At 55.2% G+C, this 20703-nt stretch carries 21 protein-coding genes and 1 pseudogene; 14 read left to right on the top strand and 8 right to left on the bottom strand.

Going from position 1 to position 20703, the window contains the following annotated elements; translation table 11 throughout:
- Nucleotides 1–53 precede the first annotated feature (53 nt).
- Nucleotides 54–761: an IclR family transcriptional regulator gene (locus C1J05_RS11295; RefSeq protein WP_114870332.1), complete on the top strand. Its 708-nt coding sequence runs from the start codon at nucleotides 54–56 to the stop codon at nucleotides 759–761.
- A gap of 8 nt (nucleotides 762–769) precedes the next feature.
- On the opposite strand, the gene C1J05_RS11290 is transcribed toward C1J05_RS11295, so the two are convergent.
- The 4 genes from C1J05_RS11290 to C1J05_RS11275 are packed head-to-tail and all read right to left on the bottom strand — an operon-like array spanning nucleotide 770 to nucleotide 4682.
- On the bottom strand, nucleotides 770–1573 hold the full coding sequence (locus tag C1J05_RS11290; protein ID WP_097803163.1) for an ABC transporter permease: 804 nt from the start codon (nucleotides 1571–1573) through the stop codon (nucleotides 770–772).
- 10 nt (nucleotides 1574–1583) lie between these two features.
- Nucleotides 1584–2486 carry an ABC transporter permease gene (locus tag C1J05_RS11285; protein WP_097803162.1) on the bottom strand — a complete coding sequence of 301 codons (903 nt, stop codon included), beginning with the start codon at nucleotides 2484–2486 and terminating at the stop codon, nucleotides 1584–1586.
- Nucleotides 2483–3571, bottom strand: a complete 1089-nt coding sequence (locus C1J05_RS11280) for an ABC transporter ATP-binding protein (protein ID WP_114870331.1) — start codon at nucleotides 3569–3571, stop codon at nucleotides 2483–2485. Before C1J05_RS11280 ends, C1J05_RS11285 begins: the two co-directional genes overlap by 4 nt.
- A 55-nt stretch (nucleotides 3572–3626) precedes the next feature.
- A complete protein-coding gene (locus C1J05_RS11275) occupies nucleotides 3627–4682 on the bottom strand; it encodes an ABC transporter substrate-binding protein (protein ID WP_097803160.1) in 1056 nt (351 codons plus the stop codon).
- A gap of 910 nt (nucleotides 4683–5592) precedes the next feature.
- On the opposite strand from C1J05_RS11275, the gene C1J05_RS11270 reads away from it, so the two are divergent.
- The 7 genes from C1J05_RS11270 (at nucleotide 5593) to C1J05_RS22150 (ending at nucleotide 11831) form a co-directional block, all read left to right on the top strand.
- Nucleotides 5593–6774 (top strand): tyrosine-type recombinase/integrase, encoded by a 1182-nt coding sequence (locus C1J05_RS11270; protein ID WP_368073704.1) that lies wholly within the window; start codon nucleotides 5593–5595, stop codon nucleotides 6772–6774.
- 29 nt (nucleotides 6775–6803) lie between these two features.
- A complete protein-coding gene (locus C1J05_RS11265; RefSeq protein WP_162798014.1) occupies nucleotides 6804–7172 on the top strand; it encodes a hypothetical protein in 369 nt (122 codons plus the stop codon).
- A gap of 71 nt (nucleotides 7173–7243) precedes the next feature.
- Nucleotides 7244–7561, top strand: a complete 318-nt coding sequence (locus tag C1J05_RS11260; RefSeq protein ID WP_162798013.1) for a hypothetical protein — start codon at nucleotides 7244–7246, stop codon at nucleotides 7559–7561.
- 137 nt (nucleotides 7562–7698) lie between these two features.
- Nucleotides 7699–7875 (top strand): hypothetical protein, encoded by a 177-nt coding sequence (locus tag C1J05_RS21430; protein ID WP_162798012.1) that lies wholly within the window; start codon nucleotides 7699–7701, stop codon nucleotides 7873–7875.
- Between the two features lie 242 nt (nucleotides 7876–8117).
- A complete protein-coding gene (locus tag C1J05_RS11255) occupies nucleotides 8118–9494 on the top strand; it encodes a hypothetical protein (protein ID WP_114870327.1) in 1377 nt (458 codons plus the stop codon).
- Nucleotides 9491–11041, top strand: coding sequence for a DUF5906 domain-containing protein (locus C1J05_RS11250; protein ID WP_114870326.1), 1551 nt, complete (start codon nucleotides 9491–9493; stop codon nucleotides 11039–11041). The genes C1J05_RS11255 and C1J05_RS11250 overlap by 4 nt, the downstream gene beginning before the upstream one ends.
- A gap of 463 nt (nucleotides 11042–11504) precedes the next feature.
- Entirely contained in the window at nucleotides 11505–11831 is a 327-nt protein-coding gene (locus C1J05_RS22150) for a DUF5681 domain-containing protein (protein WP_114870325.1), read from the top strand.
- A 271-nt stretch (nucleotides 11832–12102) separates the two neighbouring features.
- On the opposite strand, the gene C1J05_RS11240 is transcribed toward C1J05_RS22150, so the two are convergent.
- Both C1J05_RS11240 and C1J05_RS11235 read right to left on the bottom strand, forming a co-directional pair.
- The gene (locus C1J05_RS11240) at nucleotides 12103–12540 is read right to left on the bottom strand and encodes a thermonuclease family protein (protein ID WP_114870324.1); all 438 of its coding nucleotides are present in this window, start codon (nucleotides 12538–12540) and stop codon (nucleotides 12103–12105) included.
- Between the two features lie 221 nt (nucleotides 12541–12761).
- The gene (locus C1J05_RS11235) at nucleotides 12762–13052 is read right to left on the bottom strand and encodes a hypothetical protein (protein WP_114870323.1); all 291 of its coding nucleotides are present in this window, start codon (nucleotides 13050–13052) and stop codon (nucleotides 12762–12764) included.
- Between the two features lie 314 nt (nucleotides 13053–13366).
- Between C1J05_RS11235 and C1J05_RS22145 the strand changes: the two genes are divergently transcribed.
- Together C1J05_RS22145 and C1J05_RS11220 are read left to right on the top strand one after the other, a co-directional pair.
- Nucleotides 13367–14080, top strand: coding sequence for a VPLPA-CTERM sorting domain-containing protein (locus C1J05_RS22145; RefSeq protein ID WP_114870321.1), 714 nt, complete (start codon nucleotides 13367–13369; stop codon nucleotides 14078–14080).
- A 241-nt stretch (nucleotides 14081–14321) separates the two neighbouring features.
- Complete coding sequence (locus C1J05_RS11220) at nucleotides 14322–14753, top strand: CC0125/CC1285 family lipoprotein (protein ID WP_162798009.1); 432 nt, start codon at nucleotides 14322–14324, stop codon at nucleotides 14751–14753.
- A 32-nt stretch (nucleotides 14754–14785) separates the two neighbouring features.
- Here the strand turns inward: C1J05_RS11220 and C1J05_RS11215 are convergent, their stop codons facing one another.
- Both C1J05_RS11215 and C1J05_RS11210 read right to left on the bottom strand, forming a co-directional pair.
- The gene (locus tag C1J05_RS11215) at nucleotides 14786–15013 is read right to left on the bottom strand and encodes a hypothetical protein (protein WP_114870319.1); all 228 of its coding nucleotides are present in this window, start codon (nucleotides 15011–15013) and stop codon (nucleotides 14786–14788) included.
- Nucleotides 15014–15054: 41 nt separating this feature from the next.
- A protein-coding gene (locus C1J05_RS11210; protein ID WP_205388907.1) for an IS5 family transposase occupies nucleotides 15055–15806 on the bottom strand; the annotation gives its coding sequence in 2 pieces (ribosomal slippage) (nucleotides 15055–15473 and nucleotides 15473–15806; 753 coding nt in all).
- A gap of 259 nt (nucleotides 15807–16065) precedes the next feature.
- Here C1J05_RS11210 and C1J05_RS11205 point away from each other — a divergent pair.
- The 4 genes and pseudogenes from C1J05_RS11205 (at nucleotide 16066) to C1J05_RS11190 (ending at nucleotide 20432) form a co-directional block, all read left to right on the top strand.
- Nucleotides 16066–16617, top strand: coding sequence for a recombinase family protein (locus C1J05_RS11205; RefSeq protein ID WP_114872281.1), 552 nt, complete (start codon nucleotides 16066–16068; stop codon nucleotides 16615–16617).
- 701 nt (nucleotides 16618–17318) lie between these two features.
- Nucleotides 17319–18670 (top strand): IS3 family transposase gene (locus tag C1J05_RS11200; protein ID WP_441351665.1). Its coding sequence is split into 2 segments (ribosomal slippage): nucleotides 17319–17654 and nucleotides 17657–18670, totalling 1350 coding nucleotides; the frame shifts between segments, so codons are not numbered across the junction.
- 73 nt (nucleotides 18671–18743) lie between these two features.
- A pseudogene (locus C1J05_RS11195) lies at nucleotides 18744–19397 on the top strand (MFS transporter); the annotation flags it as partial.
- 327 nt (nucleotides 19398–19724) lie between these two features.
- The gene (locus C1J05_RS11190) at nucleotides 19725–20432 is read left to right on the top strand and encodes a hypothetical protein (protein WP_205388906.1); all 708 of its coding nucleotides are present in this window, start codon (nucleotides 19725–19727) and stop codon (nucleotides 20430–20432) included.
- Nucleotides 20433–20703 lie beyond the last annotated feature (271 nt).

The raw sequence follows: 20703 nt of genomic DNA, 5'->3' as shown, positions 1-20703 counted from the left end.
TTGCGTTCAAACCAGCTATAAAAAGTGACGAATTTGCGTCGAAAGGTCTGCCGATGACTGACAAGCCCCGAACCCCGGACACAACAGGTGGTGTCGAAGCGGTTGAACGCGCATTGCGTGTGCTGGACAGCTTTAAGCCCGGTGATGCGGGGCTGTCTTTGAAAGAGGTCGCGGATCGCAGTGGTGTCAACAAAGCGACAATCCTGCGTCTGAGTGTTTCGCTTGAAAAGTTTGGCCATATCACGCGGGACGCCGAAGGCTTGTTTCACCTCGGGCCGTCGTTGTGGCGTCTGGGGTCCGTGTTTCGTCAGAACCTGCGCATGGGGCCTATTGTGCGCCCGGTGCTGGCGAACATGGTGAATGCAACGGGGGAAAGCGCCTCGTTTTACGTGCAACGCGGCAACTCCGGCGTTTGCCTCTACCGTGTCAATTCGCACAGGCTTGCGCGGGATCATGTCGAAGAGGGCGATATCATTCCGCTGAGCATTGGCTCGTCGGGCCGGGTGCTGGATGCCTATACTATTCGGCAAGGCAAACAGGCCACCAACATCCGAAAGGCTGGGTATTACCTCAGCCTTGGTGAACGTGATCCGGACGTCGCTGGATTGTCTGCTCCGGTTCTTGGGCTTGAAGGCGAGTTGCTGGGGGCTGTGAGCCTGTCGGGATTGCGCGTTCGCTTCAGCGAAACCGTTGTCGAAGGCTATCGCACTGCAGTTCTTGATGCCGTCCGCCAGATCCGGGTTAAGTTTGGCGAAAGATAAGGAACGCATCATTTGTCAGCATTCTTGCTGCGGCCAATCAACTGAACGCCGATAAGCATCCCAACCGACACGACAATCAGGCAGGTAGAGATTGCTGCAATGGTCGGATCAAGCTGATCGCGCAGGGAGTTGAACATGCGGCGGGTAATTGTCGCATTTTCCCCGCCCGAGACCAGCATCGAAATCACCACCTCGTCTAGCGACGTGATGAAGGCCAGAAAGGCCCCTGTCTGGATCGAGAATTTGACTTGCGGAACGGTCACCGTCCACAACGCATATGCCCGCGATGCCCCAAGGCTACGCGCTGCCAATTCCTGATCGAAATCATAATTTTGCAAGCCCGACATCACGGTCACGATCACAAAGGGCAACGCCAGTGCGGTATGGGCGATCACAATTCCGGTAAGCGTGTAATTGAGCCCCAGCTTTGCATAAAGGCTGAACACGCCTACGGCGATCAGGATCACCGGTACGACAATGGGCATGATCACGAGGATTTGCGCGGTGCTCCTGATACGTGGGGTGGAACAATGCAGGCCATAGGCACAAAGTGAGCCTAAAGGCGTCGCAATCGCCGTGGTCAACACCGCCGCTATTAGGGACGTCTTCGTGGCGCTCATCCATTCCGGGGAAGTGAAATAGGTCTCGTACCAGCGAAACGAAAACGACGTAGGCGGGAACTCCAGAAATGAGGCACCCGAAAACGACATCGGGATAACAATAAGCGTGGGTAGGATCAGAAAGAACAGCACCGCAATGCCAACTACCATCAGCCACAGACCATCTATTTTTCGTTGTCCAACTTGTTCCATGTTCAGATCCTTAGCGCATGAAGAGTTTGTCGAGGCCGAAGACACGGTTCATCAGCCAGATCATCGCCAGTGCCAGCAGCAGCAGGACAACGCCCAAGGCGGATGCCGCACCCCAATTGGAATAGACTGTGATGGTACTTTCGATCCGCTGTGCAAGCATCTGCACCTTGCCGCCGCCCAGCAAAGCAGGTGTGACGAAAAACCCAAGAGACAGGATGAAGACCAGCACGATACCGGCAAAAAGGCCCGGTAGGGACATCGGGAAAAACACCCGCCAGAATGCCCCACGCGGACTGGACCCCAGCCCAACGGCCGCCCGGACGAGGTCGGTGTCAACGCCACGCATCGTGGCATAAAGTGGCAAAACCAGAAACGGCAGCATGATATGCACCATGCCAATGATTGATCCCGTGAGGTTGTGCGCCAGCTGCAGCGGTTCCTGGATTACGCCGAGCTTCATCAGCGACGAATTTATGACTCCATTACGCTGCAACAGCACCAGCCATGCGTATGTACGCACCAGAACCGACGTCCAGAATGGAACCAGCACGAAAACCATCAGAATGGCAGCTGTTCTGTCCGGTACCTTGGTCAGCCAGTAACACAGCGGATATCCGAGAAGGACACAGATCACCGTCACAGCAATGGTGATCTGAAAGGTGACAACAAAGGTCCGCCGATACAAAGCACTTTCAAAGATACGCGCATAGTTCTCCATGCTCAGCTCGCCCGCCGCATTGTAAAACGAGAGCGAAGACAGCCAGAAAATTGGCAGGAACACGACAATTAGAATCGCGAGAACCGCGGGCATCGAAAGCCCCAAAAACGTCAGGCTTTCACGGCGTTCTTCGGATTTGAGCGTACTTGCGTTCTGAAGCGTCTGAGCAGCCCCGTTGAGCTCAGCGACGCTCATGATACATGTTCCGGTACGATGATCGTGTCTTCGGGATGCAGGGCAAGGCCAATTTGCTCTCCCTTGGAAGGCAGCCCAGTCTGGCCAGCGCGATTGGCAGGGACGCGTACGTTAATCTCACCTGCGTTGTCGTTCTGAACGATAACCAGCACACTGTCGCCTTGATAAATGATGTCGTTGACCCGGCCGGATAAATCATTGGCAGTTTCAGGCACAGCACCTGAGGTGACCTCCAGCAACTCAGGCCGGATAACCAAGCGATGACCACCACTTCCCTGTGCAATGGGCAAATCAGATTTCAGCAAACTTTCGCCAAGGTGCGCCCGATCGTTGGCCACCTTCACTGGTGCCGACATGGATTCACCGACAAAATCCGCCACAAAGAAACTGTGAGGCTGGCGATACAGCCGCTCAGGTGTCTCTACCTGCTCGATCCGCCCATGATTGACCACTGCAATCCTGTCTGACATCGTCAGGGCTTCGCGTTGGTCGTGGGTTACATATACTACGGTCGCATCCAATTTTTGATGGAGCGCCTTCAATTCAATCTGCATATGTTCGCGCAGTTTTTTGTCGAGCGCGGACAGAGGCTCATCCATCAGGATGATCTGCGGCTCGAAAACCATGGCGCGGGCCAGAGCCACGCGCTGTCGTTGGCCGCCAGACATTTGGGTGATGCGCCGATCCCCATAGCCGCCAAGCTGTACGGTATCCAGCGCACGCTCGGCGCGGGTCTTTTGATCGCTTTTGGAAACGCCACGGATTTTCAGTGGGTAGGCGACGTTCTCAGCCACGGTCATGAATGGAAACAACGCATAGCTTTGAAAGACCATGCCAAGGCCGCGTTTATGCGGCGGTGTCGCGATCATTTCGCGATCGCCGAACCGGATCGACCCGCCATCAGGGCGTACAAATCCGGCCAGTGCCATCAGGAGTGTCGTTTTGCCCGAGCCCGATGGCCCAAGCAATGTCAGGAATTCGCCTGCAGCAATATTCAGCGACACATCATCAAGTGCTTTGACCGCTCCATAGGCCTTGCTGAGGCTGGATATATCGATGGGAAGGGATTGGTTGGCAGAGGACATGCTGGCTCCTAACTTGAAAATGGGCGCAGTGCACATTGCGCTGCGCCCAATTGGTTTACTGCTGGATCAGCGTGTCAAACTCTTCAGTCAACTCACCCAGCTGGCCGATGTAAAAGTTCGGGTCGACCAGAAGCTGCTTGTCGTAGTTGCTGGGATGCGTGTTGACCGACAAAGCCTGCTCTCCCGAGATAATGCCGGTGTCGAATGCACCCGTGTTCACCGGGCCCAGCGGCATCGTAACCGCCAACCGCGCCTGCGCTTCGGCACTGAGCAATTCATTGATCAGGCGCATCGCATTCTCGACGTTTGGCGCGCCTTTGGGCACCAGCAGGCAATCGACATCCATCGTGCCACCATCGAATGCATAGGCGACATCAATGCCGGACTCGATCACACTCTCCACGCGGTTATGGCCCATATGGATCACGTCCACCTCACCATCACGCAACAATTGTGCAGACTGAGAACCGCCACGATACCAAACGGTGACTTCGGGTGCGATTTCTCCCAGTTTGGCCCAGGCGCGCGCCATGCCCTCATCCGTGGCCAACACATCGTAGACTTCCGCCATAGGCACACCATCGGCCATTAAGGCAGCCTCAAGGTTGTAGTTCACCTTGCCGTGCATGCCGCGATTGCCGGGGAAGTTTTCCAGATCCCAGAACTCGGCCCAGTTGGATGGTCCGGCTCCGTCAAAGGCGTCGGTGCGATAAGCAATCACTTTGGTGAAGTTGATGAAGCCGATGTAGTTTTCATGGATCAGCTCTTCAGGGATACCCGTTGTGTCAACGATCGAATAATCAATCGGCTCAAGTTTGCCTTCTCGGCTGAGTGTTTCGCACGAGGGCAAGTCCTGCTCTGTTACATCCCAAGCGACAGCACCCGCTGTGATCTGTGCGCGCACGTCCTGAATGCCGTTTGTCGTGTCTTCCTTGACCGTGACGCCCAATGTGCTGGCGGCAGGTTCTAGCATTGCTGAGCGTAAAGCATCCTGAAATGATCCACCCCAGGACGCAAACACCACTTCGCCTTCTGCGTAGGCTGGCGCAGCAATGGCCAGACTACCGGCTACGAGGCCCATGGTGAGCGTCAATTTTACGTTATCTTTCATCGTGTCAGGCTCCTCCCTAACTGTTGGTTGGCTTGTGGGTCTGCGACATGAGCGACCAGTTCCCTTTATTCTTACGTTTCACTGAGCAAAACGTCATTTCGTTTCATCTAATGCCAATTCTGAAAATGGTCAAGGGTTCATTTGCATCTAAGGATCGACCTTCCCGCATTCGGCGTCGGAGAGCCGGGCAAAACGCCGTGTTTCGCCTTTATGCTCAATGTCCATCTCGCTTGGGTCTTGGGCATCTGGTATCGAAAGCGAACTTTCCCTGCCTCAAGTTCTTTGCCACCGAGCGAGGCTATTAAGGGGATTAGACGGAAGGCCATCTCTCATTCACATACCGTTGGTTGGCAAATTTGAATGGCAGCTTAGTAACTGTTTGCGCTAGTTGATCCCGACCGCAGCATTATGCACTTTGGGCTCTCTCCAGCCGTTCTCTGCACTTCGCACGAGTGGCTGGTCTCGAGGTTTCTTGCCATTCACTGCGTATCAAACGTGCAAGTGCTGGCCCTTGAGTAACCAGGACCGCTGTCGTCTAGCGGTTTGACGCGACGGGGCCCCGTATTGGCGAAAGCAAATATTGCCATGTTGCAGAGATGTTGCAGAAAACAAAAGCCGCCCCGGAGGGCGGCTTTGTAACTCTTTGATCTCTTTAAGAGATTTTGGCTCCGGCGGTAGGGATCGAACCTACGACCAATTGATTAACAGTCAACTATCTAACCTCACGCATCCCGCAAACAGGCGTGTCCCAACGTAACCTAGCGCAACTTCAAAATCACGTATAATATGGGCGCTAACCACTAAATGCCAATTGATTGCTCTCATCTGCGTAGGGCGGCGGAAGTTGGCGGGAGTTGGCGAGTGCGTCCAGGTTTGGGACGCACGTTGGGACACAGTTGCGGAGACGGTCATGATAACTCAGAAGAAGATACGGGACGCATTACCGGCGGAGGGGCGCGGGACGTGGAGAGACCCAGATCATCCCGGTCTAGAGATGATGGGCAACCAGCGCGGCGGCAGTTGGTATCTGCGCCGTCGCGTCGATGGCAAGCGAATTCGCGACACATTGGGCCGCTGGCCCGGTCTGACGGTGTCTGGCGCTCGAAAAGCTGCAGAGGCTCTGGTGGGCGCGACTGCGCTCAAGAGCGCCGCAGGGGGTGATCCCCTCGCAGATCGGGAGGCGAAGCGGCAGGAGAAGGCCAAGCGCCGCGAGGCGAAGACTGTCAAGGAGGCGCTGGATATGTACGCCAAGGCGCACCTCGCCACCCTGCGGTCGGGCGATCATGCGGAGAGTGTTCTGAGGCGGGTCTTCGCCAAAATTTTGCTGGTGAGCCTTGCCGACATGACCAAGCCCGACGTGATTGAGTGCGTGGATGCGCGGCGGGAGGCTGCGCCCAGCGCCGCGGATCAGGCCGTCCGGTATGCCAAACCGTTTTGGGGCTGGATCGCGGCGCGTGGGTATGGCGATGACCTGCTAGTGGGTGTGAAGGTCAGCCAGACCAACAAGAGAGACCGCACATTGTCGGTGATCGAAATGGGGAAAATACTGGTTGCGCTAGATGAAATGGGTCCTGACAGCCCGGCTTTGGTGATCCGCACACTGATTGCCACGGCAGGTCGATTGAACGAGGTGGCAGGGATGCAGGTGTCGGAGGTTGAGGGCGATCTCTGGACGCTGCCGCCGGATCGGAACAAGTCGAACCGCGTCCACCTGATCCCACTGAACGCAGAGGCTCTGGCAGCAATCTCGCAGGGGCAGGGCGCTGGCCTAGTTTTTCCCGGTCGCAACGGCCCCTACAATGGGTGGAGCCGCTTCAAGTCGCGTCTGGATAAGGCGTGCGGCGTGCGCGGGTGGGTCTTCCACGACTTCCGCCGATCCTTCGCCACGATCTGTAAGGATCGGGGCGTCGATGCGGTCGTCGCGGACCGTTGCCTGAACCACGCCGCGGCGGGGACACAGTCCACAGTCATGCGGATTTATCAGCGCAGCGAAATGCTCGACCAGCGCCGCGCGGCGCTCGACATCTGGTCTGACACCCTCGCCGAAGCGCGGGGCATCGCGGCGGGTGGAACAGTGGTGGCGCTAGCATGACACGAGAGATGAAGAGGCCGCATCGTCCCATGGTCAAAAACCCGCCAACACAGGAAGAAATCAACGCAATGAGTTGGGAGGAGTGGCAACGCTTCGTCCTCTTGCACATTGACGGCGGCGACTGGAAACATGCCGAGGTCAGCGGCATGCTGGCCGGATACGAGCAGGCGGGGAAAGAGACTGCCGAGCGTGCCGCCACCAACGCCAGAAAGCCCCGACCCTCGAGGCAGCACCCCCGCAAGGACGAGGCCATGAGGGCGGGGCTGAACCTGTATGGGCGTCGGCCCGATTTGTCGCTGACAGCCGTGGCGACACAGGTTGCCGCGAGGATGGACGGCGAGGGCATTCCGTCCGCTCTGACGATCCGCGACTGGCTCTCGAAGAAACTGAAGTCCTAGCGCCGCTAGAACGTCATCGGTCGGAAATATGTGGTTAGATTGCGTTTCCATCAACACTGATGGAGACGACCATGAAGACCACCGAGCGCGTCTACGGGCTGGACCCGGCCCCTGCCTACGCAACCCTCGCAGCCCACGCCGCGACCTTCTCGCAATATTGCTACGAGACCACCCCACGATCCCTTGAGAAACTACCGATCCCGATACCCGTCATCGCGGGTAAACGTCAGCCCATGCCGATCCATGTCTTCGCCGCGCTGCTGGCGAAGCTGGATGATGAGCAGCTGAGGGGTGTCTGCCTCGCCGACCTGCCGGTGCCGTTCGTACAAAGCGTGCAGGCACTCCTGCCCAAGGCAATCGAGGCACACCAAGAAACCAAAGCCGCCTGAGAACGAGAAACGCCGCCCACTAAAGGCGGCGCTGAAACTCGGATCGGCGAGTTTATGCGGTGCCGACGAGCATCCTGAAGATGGGCTTCTCATTAGCACAGCATCTCGCCGGTCCGTAAATTTGAAGGACCGAAGTAATGACCCTACCAGAAATCCGCCAACAGCTTGCGTCGCTCCTGCCCGAATTACGGGACGAGGCGCACCGCCGCCATGAAGCCGCATGTAACAGCTTCATTTCCAATGACCGGATTGAAATCCAGATCACTGCCAAGCTGGACGACGGTACGATCCTGACGGAGTTATCCGATGGCTAAGTGGCATCGGGAACTCCAGCGCCTAGCCCGGCGGTATGATCGTGAACTGGTGATCACTGGTCGCAACTTCCGCTTGGTCGGGGACACCCCGCCTGATGTGATCTGCGCGACCACGCCCAGACGACCGGGTTCCGCGCTCCGTGCGACAGAGAGGCTTCTCCGCCGTTATCTGGCCGATCAGCGATCCCCACAACGCACGGAAACACACGCCCCCCTCGCAACACCGAACTGGGAGAAAAGCCATGACCCGCAATAATCCGCCGCTCACCTACACCCGGATAGCGCTGGAAAACCCGCGCACCGGCGGCAAACATTATCGCCGCCGCTCCGGGGAATTGGTGAAGGAGACGGTCGGCTGGATCGGCGAGGGCCGCGCCTTCATCGATCAGGCCACCGATCTGGCGGACTTTGTCTCGGTCCTGAACACCGAACTCCGCGCCGGGCGTGATGTCCTGACCTACGGCGTCCCGCTGATCGATGCGGAGGAGGGCGTCGTGCTCACGACCAAGAACGATTTCCAGGGCGGCGAACAGGTCACCCGATCCGAGGATCATTTCAGGTGGCCTGACGGCGCTGGCATCTTCGCGATGGACTACGATCCTCGTGAAGGCCACGCCGTGCTGTCCCGAGACGCGTTCTGGGATCAGCTAAAGGCCGTCGTGCCGGGCATCGCCGACCATGACGTGGCCTGGGGCTGCTCATCGTCCAGTTACATCTACGACGCCGAGACTGGCGACATGCTGGTCGGCTTGAAGGGGCAGCGTATCTATCTGGCCGTCGAGGAGGCCGCCGACATCCCCCGCGCAGCCGATGTCCTGCTGAAACGGTTCTGGCTAGCAGATCACGGATACATCCTCGTCAGTGGGTCTGGCTCACAGCTTATGAGGGCGACGACCGACCCCTGCATGTATCAGGCCAGCCGCATCGACTACGCCGCAGGAGCGGTCTGTGGGCGGGGCCTGGTGCAGCGCAGGCCGGATGCCTTTCTGATCAGCGAGGGCCTATCACTCGTCGACACACGCGCCCTGTTGCCTGATCTGACTGCGGCGGACGAGGCCGAATATCTGGTGCTCGTGGAGCAGGCCAAAGCCGACACGCACGACGATGCCATGGCGACCCGATCCGTGTGGGCTGATGGTCGGATCGAGGTCGAAGCCACGCAGGCTCTGGGCGATGGTGCCACGCCGGATCGTGTGCGCCGCAAGGGCGCCGAACTGCGTGCGGCGGGGCGCAAGGCCGCCCTGATGCGGGTGGCGGATGCGGATCGGCCCGTCCTGCCCATAAGCTTTGTGATCCACCTGTCCAACGGGCAGGCGGTGAGCGTGGGCGAAATTCTCGCCCATCCGGGCCGATACCGCAACATGACCTGTCGCGACCCGCTGGAACCGGATTACCGGGGCGGCGCGGTCACGGGGATCATCTACCCGACAACCCGGCGGCTAGTGAGCCAAGCCCACGGGTCGGGGCGGGTCTTCGTCCTCGGCAAGGACGCCGAGTATCGCGATCTCTACACCGCGAAGGCGGCGGACTTTCGACACACACTAACAATTAAGCGACCGACACGGATGGAAGAGAGCCGTGAGGATCGGATCGCGCGAATGAAGGAGGCAAAAATATGAAGGCGAAAGAAATACAGGGACGTCTGGCAGAGATTGCCGAGATGTCGATCTTCGAGCAGGGGCGCGAGTTGGACGCACTAAAGAAGGAATGCACCGCGGCGGGAAACCCGGTGACCAAGAAGGTGCTTGAGACCGCGCTGCGCCGATTGATCAAGGTCCGTGACGCCGACGAGAAGGCAGACGAGAAGGCGGCGGTGTCGAGCGCCCTGTCGACCCTAGTGGCGGAACTGAACATGGAGTTCTTCGTCATCGAGGCTGGCAGCAAGGTTCGCATCGGACATTGGGTCAAAGAACCCACAGGCCGCAAGGATGAGGGCGGGGATGATGAGATGCGAGAGGTGTTGAACCTGCTGACCACGCATGACTTCTCAACGCTGGTCGCCAATGTCGTGGCGCAGGGGCCGGACGGCCCGATACCGGCGGGTGAGGCATGGCTGGTTCACCCCGAGCGCAGCTGGTACCGCGGCACGATCCTCGCGCCCAACGGCCCGGTGCCTGACGGATACCTGAACCTGTGGCGTGGTTACGGTGTCAAGCCGAAGGAGGGGCCATGCGACCTGATCCTGAACCACATCCGCGACGTGATCTGTGCCGGTGATGTGCAGACGTATGAGTATAACCTGGACTGGATCGCGCTAAAGGTACAGCAGCCCGAGCGCGTAATGGGAACCATGCCCATCCTGATCAGCGCTCAGGGCGCTGGGAAGGGCATTATCTTCGATGATCTGATGATGCGTATTTTCGGGCAGCATGGCGTTGTGATCGAAGACAGCAGCCAGTTGATCGGCAAGTTCAACAAGCACCTGATGGATGCCTGTTACGTTTTCGCGGATGAATGTTTCTTCGTCGGCGACCGTCGTGGCGCACAGAAGCTGAAACGCCGCGTCACGGGCAAGACAATCCTGCTCGAGGCAAAGGGCGTAGACACGATTACCGTGCTGTCAGCGCTGGGCATTGTCGCCGCCACGAACGAAGAACACGCACTGGATGTGGAGGTTAAAGAGCGCCGATACATCGTGCAGCGTTGTAACGACGACCGCCGGGGCGACCGCGCGTATTTTGAGGCACTTGCCGGTCACATCCAAGGCGACGGGGCGGCACACTTTCTCGACAAGATGCTGAAGCGCGATGTCAGCGCGTTCGACCCCGAACATGACCGCCCGTTGACCGATGATACCATCAAGCAGCGCGAACTCTCCCTGCACGGCATCCACCGTTTCTGGGCTGAAGTGGTTGAAGAGGGCCTGTTTCCCATACGCCCAGATACGCCCACAACGTTTGAGGGTTGGGCAAAGGTAGCAGAACACACGTGGGCTGATGGTGGTCTGCGGGTGTCACGCCGGTCCTTCAGAGACGCGTTCTTAGAATGGGCGCGAAAGACGCAAGGCGAAGGCTATAACGACACCCAACCCAAGCGGATGTGGAGCCGCCTGCGTGAGGTGGCCGTGTTTGAAGATGACGGAGGAAACGGACAGGATCGCAAGGTCTGGTTTGCCAGCCTGCCTGAGCAGGTTGAGAAGCTGGGGGGCTTTTTATGCGCTCGGTAATCGAACGGAAAATGCAGAAAATTAAGAAAATACTTGATATAGTATTCTACGCGAAGGGTAGACACATAACGTCTTCGTCTTCCAACGGCTACGACATAAGACGCTCTGCGCGTCACGTGTTATGGTACTTCACCCCCAAAACACCCTCATTTTCCGTATTTTCTGCATTTACACGGGCGTTTTGTCCTCGCATGAGGACAAATCAGCGGTTTGGGGGTGTGCAATGACCAGCCAAACCCAGCGTCGGCGTGACACCCGTGCCTTTCGCCAAAATTTTGCCCCTTTAAGCTAGTTCGCCCCTTCAGACGCCGCGCTATATTTCGCTAACTATATGTAATACATAAGAAAAAACTAGAAACGCGCCCCTCCGCCGCTTACATTGGCGGGGGCGGAACAATATAGACGCACAGACCACGCCCTCGCGCACGTAGGATTGCTAACAGGGTCGTAACAGGAGATCGTCATGCGGTTCAAGAAAGGCCAATCGGGCAACCCGCGAGGTCGCCCCGTCATGTCACCAGAGGTTCGGGAAGCCCTTCGGGCAGGTGGTGAAGTCGCCGTGCGACGCATGAGTGACCTGCTTGACGATGATGCCGCCTGGGGGCCTGCGGGATGGCTTTCGCCCATGGAACAGATCAAATTATTAGCGGTTGCACACGAACGTGCCTTCGGTCGGGCAGTAGCTGTGTCCCTAGATCAGCAAGTTGTGGTGGCAGTGCCAAGGGGAGATGGCAGAGGAGAAGGTTCGGACCAACTGCGCCAACTGGCAGCACTCGTTCCTAAGCACTAACAGGTTTGTAACGGCAGTGGGCTGGGTTGGCAGGGCTATAGACTTTCTCCTGTTGTTGCGGAATACATCATTCTCACATTGAGGGCGCACTGATGCTAGGTCACGACTTAAGTCCGCAGCAAACGCTGCGAGATGGACGATCTGACCAATGGAGATCGTTTTTATTTCAATATTCAATTGAACAGTAGCTAGATTTTTCGATCTCGAAATAACGTTCGCTCACGATCTCGAAATCAGAACCGGTCCAAAGAATATCCTGAGAAGCGCAGGTCTAGTCCCGAATGTCTTCAACTGCGTGCCCAGCGTCTATAAGTGCCTGATTTATGTCTATCCCATCTAAATAGACAACGCCCAGCCAACGACCGAACGAGTCACTTCTGTCAGCGTCGTCGCGACCCTTTTTTGTTTTGAGTATAATTGATTTACCATCGATAAGATCGCGCAGAAAAACAGTAGCTGCCTTGCCGGCTACACGAGACTCCCCCCTTTTTTCAGGAGCATCAATACCAACCAGCCTTATGCGCTGATTTTTGAGCATAATGTAAAATCCCAAATCGATATCCACGTCAATCGTATCACCATCCACAACATTTGTGACTTCTGCCGTGTATAGATACGCTGGCTCTGTGGGGCCTTCTTGAGCGCTTGACGATGTGTAACCGAAAGCCAATAAAACTGCGCTTGATACCGCTAGCAACCGGTTTTTCATTCCAGTCCCTTAACCATCTATGAAATTTGCATTCAGGCTCATTTTTCCCCCTAGACGTAAGGCCAAAACGCCCGATTAAGTTGGAATGACTACCGAACGAGCGGAGACAACGAGTAGCTTATCTCCACGGGGCCTGATAGTTTTCCTCCCAACTTTCAAGTGGGTGGTCAAAAAGAGCAAGACATCAAGCCTATTGTAACTTTTACCGCCATAATTCTCGATCAATCCTTGCGCTGTTCCGCGCCCTGCATTGCATTCCAAGCGCCGTCGTTCGATGGCTGATAGACAATGCGGAAATCCTTGGCACCCTTCACGCCACATCGGCTGCACCGGACACGGGCCACGACATCGGCAACAGTCTTTGGCGGTTTGTCTGAGAACAGTAATGCAGCCACACGAACCGATGCGGACCGTCCACAGGCACATTCCAACCAAATTGCGTGGGTGGGGATCGCTGTGAGTTTCGTTCCGCCGCGTTTGAGTTGAACCGTCATGATGCGGGTATATAGCATTGAACGTTTCCAACCCAGTCGTCATTCCGCTCGAAAGGCAGCGGGAAATTGCAGAGGCCAAAAGTCGGACAGAAGCCCACCAGCTAATTAGTTTCTTAGATTTTGCGTCCTTGATACTTCAAATGGATCAGATCCTGTTTGATAGGAGTACCTGTTCTATTCTGAATGACATGCCCAAATTTTCTCGGTAATTTTTCACTGGATGTAACGAATTGATTTACTTGAGAAATTGAGACCGACCTTTTGAGTTGATGTGGATCAATGCTGGCTAAAAATTACAATGTATGTGTGTCTGATCTGGGTGTATTATTTTGATGTGGGGGAATAATTTTATGATGAGTAGGATTTTGGCGGCAACAGCGGTCAGTATGTATGCGATAGCCGTCGCTCCACTACAAGCGTCAGTCGTGTTCAGTTTTCAGGAAGTATCGGGAGACGTGGTCGTAACTTCATCCGGTGTATTGGATTTAGCGGGTTTGACTTACTACTCCGATGGCGGACGGTTGGGGGCTGTAATAAACCCAAGCACGGGAGAAATTGGGACCGGACCTGTTGGAGGCGGAATCGCAAATGCTGACGTCTATTATGGTCTGACATCATCTCCTGAATTCTTCGGTCCAGGGGGAGCTAGAATAGCGGACTTCGGATCGGGTAGCGGCATTTTCTTAAGGTCCACAGGGTTGGCGGTTGGCGATGGTGACGCCTTGTACGTGCCGTTGGGATACTCAACTGGGGAGGAAATCTTTGGAACAGCCGTTTACGAGGGAACAAGTTTCGATGGTCTCGGACTTGTTAGAGGTCGCTATGAATACAGTTGGGCCTCGGACAGTGTAATATTGGATATTCTCGGCCCTCCTCCTCCCGGCTGCATACCTAGCAATTACACACCCCCGAAGTGTGAACCGTGGCGTCCCGATGGCCTGTCTGCAGTTCCTCTACCGGCTGCCGTGCCGATGCTTCTGGCTGGCATAGGCGGTCTTGGCTTTATGGCTCGCCGTAAAAGAAAGTCACAACAGAAAGCGTCCTGATACGTCAAGCTTACAACAGAGCTTGACTAGTTTGGGGCTAGCCTATTCTATTCAGAAACACATGCTCAAATTTTCTCGATATTTTTCTGAGATATTTGAAGCCGAGCTGTTGAGTTGATCAGGATCGATGACGCAGCCAGTGCCAGAGTTAAAAATACGGACCAACATTCTAAAAGAATAATTCCAAGTGGGGGTTAGAAATAATGCCTCAGTCGCTTATGAAGTAAAGGACAGGAAAACCATGAAATTCATCTTAGTGCTGTCTACACTCGCGATACTCGCCGCGTGTTCAACGCCATACCAAGAGACGGGGCTAGCTGGCGGTGTTGAGGCGACGATGATAGCGCCCGGGACAGCGCAGATTTCGGTGAAGACAAATGCCTACACCAACCGATCTACAGCCTATCAATTTGCGCTTCTTAAAGCGGCTGAAACAACTCTGCAGCAGGGTTACGGACATTTCCAAATAGTCAGCCAAGATCAATATGCGAAGGCGGGTTCAAACACGACATACAACTCGTATACTGGCAACTTTCAAACGAACAGTTTTTCGAAGCCGCGCGTCGACGCCATCATCCAAATGTTTAAAGGCAAGAAGCCATCGTCAGCACCTGCCAATGTTTTCGACGCTACTGAAATTGCGAATACACTTGGGCCGCAACTGCGAGGGTAATGAGCTTCACAAGGATTGGCTTATGACGAAATTTATTCAAATGGGCATTCGATCAGGGCAGCACGGTTTTGAATAACCATCCAAACAAGTCGCGCCAGTTTGGTTGGGTTCTTTGTGTTGCCGACCAACTGAGTTGATTTGATGGTTTTTCCCCAATGAAAACCATCAGGGATTTCAGTCCAAACCAGAAATTTTCGATTATTTTCGAACGCCACGACGTAGTAGCGACCTTCGAATACGAAGTGCGCAAATTCTTCCATGCTTACCTTTTGGGAATACTTGGACTAAGGGCTGTTGACGTTCACCTGATGTGAATGATTGTAGCGGCGATCGAGATGAATGCTTTGAAGCTGGGGTCTGTTTTGCACGAGCGCATAGCTATCCCTCTGTTTTCCTTCAGTTTGCCAAAGTAGTTTTCGATCAGGTGCCGCCATTTGTAGGTGTCTTTGTCGAACTCCGCCGGGAACTTCCGGTTGGACTTCGGCGGAATGACCGGAGTGATGTCGCGATCCAGCAGGTCATTGCGCAGCCAATCCGCATCAAAGGCCCTGTCCGCCAGCAGGTGCCCGGCAGACAGATTTCGGATCAGTGTATCGGTCTCGCGCAGATCATGGGCTTGTCCGGGCATCAGGCAAAAATCGACGAGGTTGCCGAGCGCGTCCGTCAGCGCCAGTATCTTCGTGGTTATCCCCCCGCGAGAGCGCCCGATGGCCTGGCAAAGAGTCCCCCTTTTGCGCCTTGGCCAGAGCGGTGAACCTTGACGATGGTGCCATCGATCATGGCGTATTCGAGGTCGGCGTCTGAGGCTAATACTTTGAACATATGATAGAAAATATCTGCCTTAACCCACCTGCGGAACCGCTTGAACACAGAGTTCCACTTGCCGAATTCGTCCGGCAACTCGCGCCATTGTGCCCCAGTGCGAACGATCCAAAGGACGGCTTCCACAAACAGGCGAGGATCGCGCCCAGTTTGTCCCGGGTCTGTGGGTTTTCCAAGACAATACGGTTCGATGATTGTCCAATGCGCATCGGTCAGGACTCTTCGGGTCAAGGCTGCTCTCCTCTGTTTGCAACCTTGAATCAGAAGTTAAGTAATTTGGGAATCCCGAACGTCAACAGCCCCTAATAGCATAGGCACTGAGCGGGTTTTACGCGCTCTGCCGTTGACACGGTATTGGGTGTCACTTCAGGGTACACCCTGATGTAGCAACTAAATGTTACAATATGAGAGCACCATCAGGGCCCATTGCGTATTGATGTTACATCGGATATGTCTACTCTAGACCTTAATGTTACATTGGAGTTCTGAGTTGGCACGAATTGGGTATCGCAGAGTTTCATCCTACGACCAGAAGCTTGATCGCCAGGACCTTGGTGAGGTCGATCAAGTCTTTGAGGAAAAGGAGAGCGGTTCCAAACGGGAACGCCCGGCGCTTCGCGAGATGCTTACTTACATAAGAACTGGCGATGAGGTTCTGGTTTGGTCAATTGATCGTCTGGCTCGTGACTTCAGAGACTTGCAAGACATTGTCACGCAGATCACCGGCAAAGGGGCAGGGATCAAGTTCCTATCCGAAGGTCTGACCTTTGGGCCGAACGGGGATGATCCCTTCGCAAAACTTCAATTACACATGATGGGTGCGTTCGCCGAATTTGAACTTGCCCTTATTCGCAAACGACAGGCTGACGGCATTGCAAAAGCTCGACAGAAGGGGGTCTACAAGGGCGGGAAGCGTCGAATTGATCGGGAGCGGGTGACTGCCCTGCGCGATGAAGGCCTTGGGCCAAGTGCGATTTCGGAGCGAATGGGTGTTAGTCGAATGTCCGTCCACCGAATACTAAACGCACGAGCAAGTGACTAGATCAGGACCGGATTGTTCTAAACCGCAAAAAAACCCTGAGCCGAGGCCCCCCACCCTCGAGCTTTTGGGTAGGGCCGTGGAAGCGTGGCCTATCTGCGCTGGAATTTTTTTTCGATTTTCAGAATGCAGAACTGTTCTCATCATGCTTTAATAGTTGGGTTTGACCTGCATCAACGCCTGATTACACGCTTATCTTTAATCATTTGGTGCAAACAAATTTGTAGGCATTTTTTTGAACAAGATATTTAGAGTTTAGCATGTTTGGGATGTTTAAGGAGGTGCGCGCGCTGGCTGACCTGTCGACGCAGCAACTGGTGGATCGCATGATCGCCATCGGTGCTGACCTTGCGCAGAGGAGGAAATGAGATGAAAATGACTGATGTAGAGTGCCGCAACATTTTGGACCATTGCGTGTCGGGTGCCGCCCGTGTGGTCAAACAGCGGGAGGGTTTGTGATGGATAGGAAAACAGCGTTATCCCGCCTCGACCGGCTGGTGTGCAGGCATGGTGAGATCACGATCAAGGTTGGTTCTGAGGAGTATTTGGCGCTCGTGTACGCGCGTCGGATGTTGCGCACATACACGGACGTGCTGAACACGGACAATATGTATGGCACTGTCTGACGTCAGCACCTGTGGGACAGATTTGAGGATTTGAACAACGGAGGGTTTCTGGTTCATCGTAGCCTTTAAGGAGCGAAGATGAACAAGAAGCCCGGAACATCGAAAGACGCAGCTGACAAGCTGGTCAAAAACATCCGCCGCAAGACCCGCCAGACCTACTCGGCGGAGGAGAAGATCCGCATTGTTTTGGCCGGATTACGCGGAGAGGAAAGCATCTCGGCGTTGTGTCGCCGTGAGGGCATCTCTGAGAGCCTGTATTACACTTGGTCAAAGGAGTTCCTTGAGGCTGGAAAACGTCGCCTGTCTGGCGACACGGCGCGTCAAGCGACATCGCCTGAGGTGAAGGAGTTGCGATCAGAGGCCATGGCTCTGAAAGAGTGCGTGGCCGACCTTACTCTGGAAAACCGTCTGCTCAAAAAAAGCATGACAGGGGCTGGGGGATACGAGGAATGAGATACCCCGCATCCGAGAAGCTGGAGATCATTCACACAGTTGAAGGGTCACATCTGCCAACCAAGAAGACCCTTGATATGCTGGGCATCCCGCGCACCACATTTTACCGGTGGTATGACCGATATGTCGAAGGTGGCTTTGATGCCCTGGCAGATCGTTCGCCGCGTCCAAAGTCGGTCTGGAACCGAATCCCCGATGCTCGCCGTGACGACCTGATTGAGTTTGCGCTGGAGCATGAGGCGCTGACCACGCGCGAGCTAGCGGTTAAATATACAGATGAGAATCGGTATTTTGTCTCTGAATCATCGACTTACCGCATTCTGAAAGCTGCAGATCTGATCACGGCACCAGACTATGTGGTGATCAAAGCGGCAGACCAGTTCAAAGATAAAACGACCGCCATCAACCAGATGTGGCAGACCGACTTCACCTACTTCAAGATCATTGGCTGGGGCTGGTATTACCTGTCCACCATCCTCGACGACTACAGCCGCTACATCATCGCTTGGAAGCTTTGCACAAATATGCGCGCTGAGGACGTAACAGACACGATCGAGTTGGCTCTGGCAGCATCAGGCTGCGACCAGGCCGTGGTCCGACACAAACCCCGTCTGCTCAGCGATAATGGCTCCTGTTACATCTCTGGCGATTTGGCCGAATGGCTGGAAGGTCAAAAAATGACGCATATCCGTGGGGCGCCATTCCACCCGCAAACCCAGGGCAAAATCGAACGCTGGCACCAGACAATGAAGAACCGTGTTCTGCTGGAGAATTACTACCTGCCCGGTGATCTCGAGCGACAGATCGGGGCCTTCGTCGACTACTACAATAACCAGCGCTACCACGAGAGCCTGAAAAACGTCACACCCGCCGACGTCTACTTTGGCCGGGACAAAGCCATTCTGAGAGACAGGGAGAAGATCAAGAAACTGACAATCCGACAGCGCCGCTTGCAACATCAAAAACAAGCAGCATAATCAATCACACAACCGAACCAGAGCCTCCAATGTTCAAGCCGCTCTGATGTCCCATTTTATATGACGACGGACACTGGGCAGCATCTATGCCAGCCAATCGGGGATGGGCGCAGTTTTCGGTAGTGAGATTGGCATGAGCGCAAACCAGATCGCGCTCTTTGTGGCGATGTTGTTCGGCGGCGCAATCCTGATGCAGCTGCCCATCGGCTGGCTGTCTGACAGGATCGATCGTCGCAAGGTCATATGCGGTACTGCATTCCTCGGCGCGGTGGCCTGCGGGCTGGGTTATATGGCGAACAATCCACCCGCATGGCTACCGGTCGATCCGCTGATCCCGATCATGGCCGCGGGCTTCTTTGCCGGCGGGATGACAACGCCGCTTTATGCGCTTCTGCTAGCTTACACCAACGACAACGTGCCGACAGAGGATATGCCTGCGATCTCGGGTGGTCTCGTCTTTACCTTCGGACTGGGCGCCATACTCGGACCGCTTGGCGCGGGCTTTGCCATGCAGACCATCGGTCCGTTCGCATTCTGGATTGTGCTTGGGTTTACCTTTTTGGCGATCACGCTTTATGCGCTGTACCGAATGTCCCAAAGCAAGGCGGTTCCAGTTTCCGAGACAGATGCTTATGTGAACGTGGTGCCCACGGCCTCGATTGTTGCGGTTGAGGATGCAACCAACTGGGCAGCGGAACATGCAGACGCTGAAGAACCGCTGACATGACACAAGATCATGTTTTTTCTCTGGGTATTGATACCCGATTACGGTGTGAGATCACGATATCTGAAAGAGTGTATCGAACGTAAACTGGACATTCATGGGTAATGCAGCACTGGTCTACATTGGGCTCACTGCCGTCATTCGCGGCGCAAAGCACCAATGGCCGCAATGCGGAAAACCGGCCGTTCGCTGCGCTGGTGGCTAATGTCTCAGTTGCGGGACACTTCTGCCTTTCGCTGCTGTAGCATCATTTAGCCGTTGGCCGGCGAAAAGTCCGTCTGTATGATGATACGGCGCGGTTATGGCAATTTCGAAACTATAGAGCCATGAATGTTGGCATACCCAACACGTTCTGAGAAAAAAGGCGATGACATCGTGAAGAAAATACTCCTGCTTCTCTTGCTCGTAACGAGTTCCGGTCACGCGCATGCTGAAGGCCTTATGGACAACCTGAAGAAAGGCGCGAGCAAGGTCGGTGAGGTTGCCAAGAAAGGAGTTGATGCAGCGGGCAACGCTATAGATTCAACCAGCGAACTGGTTAAAGATGAAGAAACACCGGCGGCGACCAGAGTAAAACTCGACCGTATGGCAGATGAGGTTCTCACCCGTCTAATTGCGGAAAATCCAGAGGCTGCCCGAGCCTTGGAAGTCAGTGCTGGATATGCCGCTTTCGATATGCGGCGGATCTCCATATTCCCTCTCTCGGCAGGATATGGTCGCGGTGTGGCCGTGTCTCTCCCTGAAGGTGCCCGTACATACATGCAAATGGGGACCGGAGGTGCCGGGGCCGCATTCGGAATTGGCGGCTTTGAATCTCAGTTCGTCATCATGTTCGAGACCTCGGTCGATTTCCAACGCTTTGTGGAAAATGGATATGATGCATCCGCAGATGCGGGTGCGATGCAGGGAGACGAACGCACGACGACTGAAGTCAAATTCACAGATGGGCGGTCGTTCTTTGTGCTTAGCAAAACGGGGTGGCGCGTTAACGCAAATGCTTCTGGCACGAAGTATTGGCAAGACACAGATCTGAATTGAGCGCCAGGGCGCAATCTCACACCATGCTTGCTGCATCTGCGAGTATCATAGCAGGAGCACTTCCGGAATGGGCTCGATGCAGTCATTCGACTGTTCTTCTCTGATGACCGGTTCGTCGCGTTAAGCAGCCGTTCACAACCGGAAATTCGAAGTTTTGGTTCTAAACGACTGCTTTCACCGGCACCAGACGTTCGCTGCACTCTGTATTAATGACCGCCTTGCAGACTCTGCTGCCATTGATTATGGGCCATATTTTGTTCCAAGTGCTCCG

This window comes from Sulfitobacter sp. JL08, assembly GCF_003352045.1.
Taxonomy (GTDB): Bacteria; Pseudomonadota; Alphaproteobacteria; order Rhodobacterales; family Rhodobacteraceae; genus JL08.
The sequence above is the reverse complement of the archived record's forward strand: the minus strand, read 5'-3'. Positions and strand labels throughout refer to the sequence as shown.

What these genes read in the sequence shown, in the direction of transcription:
- C1J05_RS11260 (WP_162798013.1), top strand. Translation starts at nt 7,244, where the DNA reads ATGAAGACCACCGAGCGCGTCTACGGGCTGGACCCGGCCCCTGCCTAC.
- C1J05_RS11255 (WP_114870327.1), top strand. Translation starts at nt 8,118, where the DNA reads ATGACCCGCAATAATCCGCCGCTCACCTACACCCGGATAGCGCTGGAA.
- C1J05_RS11280 (WP_114870331.1), bottom strand. Translation starts at nt 3,571, where the DNA reads ATGTCCTCTGCCAACCAATCCCTTCCCATCGATATATCCAGCCTCAGC.
- C1J05_RS11265 (WP_162798014.1), top strand. Translation starts at nt 6,804, where the DNA reads ATGGTCAAAAACCCGCCAACACAGGAAGAAATCAACGCAATGAGTTGG.
- C1J05_RS22150 (WP_114870325.1), top strand. Translation starts at nt 11,505, where the DNA reads ATGCGGTTCAAGAAAGGCCAATCGGGCAACCCGCGAGGTCGCCCCGTC.
- C1J05_RS11190 (WP_205388906.1), top strand. Translation starts at nt 19,725, where the DNA reads ATGTTGGCATACCCAACACGTTCTGAGAAAAAAGGCGATGACATCGTG.
- C1J05_RS22145 (WP_114870321.1), top strand. Translation starts at nt 13,367, where the DNA reads ATGTGGGGGAATAATTTTATGATGAGTAGGATTTTGGCGGCAACAGCG.
- C1J05_RS11275 (WP_097803160.1), bottom strand. Translation starts at nt 4,682, where the DNA reads ATGAAAGATAACGTAAAATTGACGCTCACCATGGGCCTCGTAGCCGGT.
- C1J05_RS11215 (WP_114870319.1), bottom strand. Translation starts at nt 15,013, where the DNA reads ATGGAAGAATTTGCGCACTTCGTATTCGAAGGTCGCTACTACGTCGTG.
- C1J05_RS11290 (WP_097803163.1), bottom strand. Translation starts at nt 1,573, where the DNA reads ATGGAACAAGTTGGACAACGAAAAATAGATGGTCTGTGGCTGATGGTA.
- C1J05_RS21430 (WP_162798012.1), top strand. Translation starts at nt 7,699, where the DNA reads ATGACCCTACCAGAAATCCGCCAACAGCTTGCGTCGCTCCTGCCCGAA.
- C1J05_RS11295 (WP_114870332.1), top strand. Translation starts at nt 54, where the DNA reads ATGACTGACAAGCCCCGAACCCCGGACACAACAGGTGGTGTCGAAGCG.
- C1J05_RS11250 (WP_114870326.1), top strand. Translation starts at nt 9,491, where the DNA reads ATGAAGGCGAAAGAAATACAGGGACGTCTGGCAGAGATTGCCGAGATG.
- C1J05_RS11270 (WP_368073704.1), top strand. Translation starts at nt 5,593, where the DNA reads ATGATAACTCAGAAGAAGATACGGGACGCATTACCGGCGGAGGGGCGC.
- C1J05_RS11220 (WP_162798009.1), top strand. Translation starts at nt 14,322, where the DNA reads ATGAAATTCATCTTAGTGCTGTCTACACTCGCGATACTCGCCGCGTGT.
- C1J05_RS11285 (WP_097803162.1), bottom strand. Translation starts at nt 2,486, where the DNA reads ATGAGCGTCGCTGAGCTCAACGGGGCTGCTCAGACGCTTCAGAACGCA.
- C1J05_RS11240 (WP_114870324.1), bottom strand. Translation starts at nt 12,540, where the DNA reads ATGAAAAACCGGTTGCTAGCGGTATCAAGCGCAGTTTTATTGGCTTTC.
- C1J05_RS11235 (WP_114870323.1), bottom strand. Translation starts at nt 13,052, where the DNA reads ATGCTATATACCCGCATCATGACGGTTCAACTCAAACGCGGCGGAACG.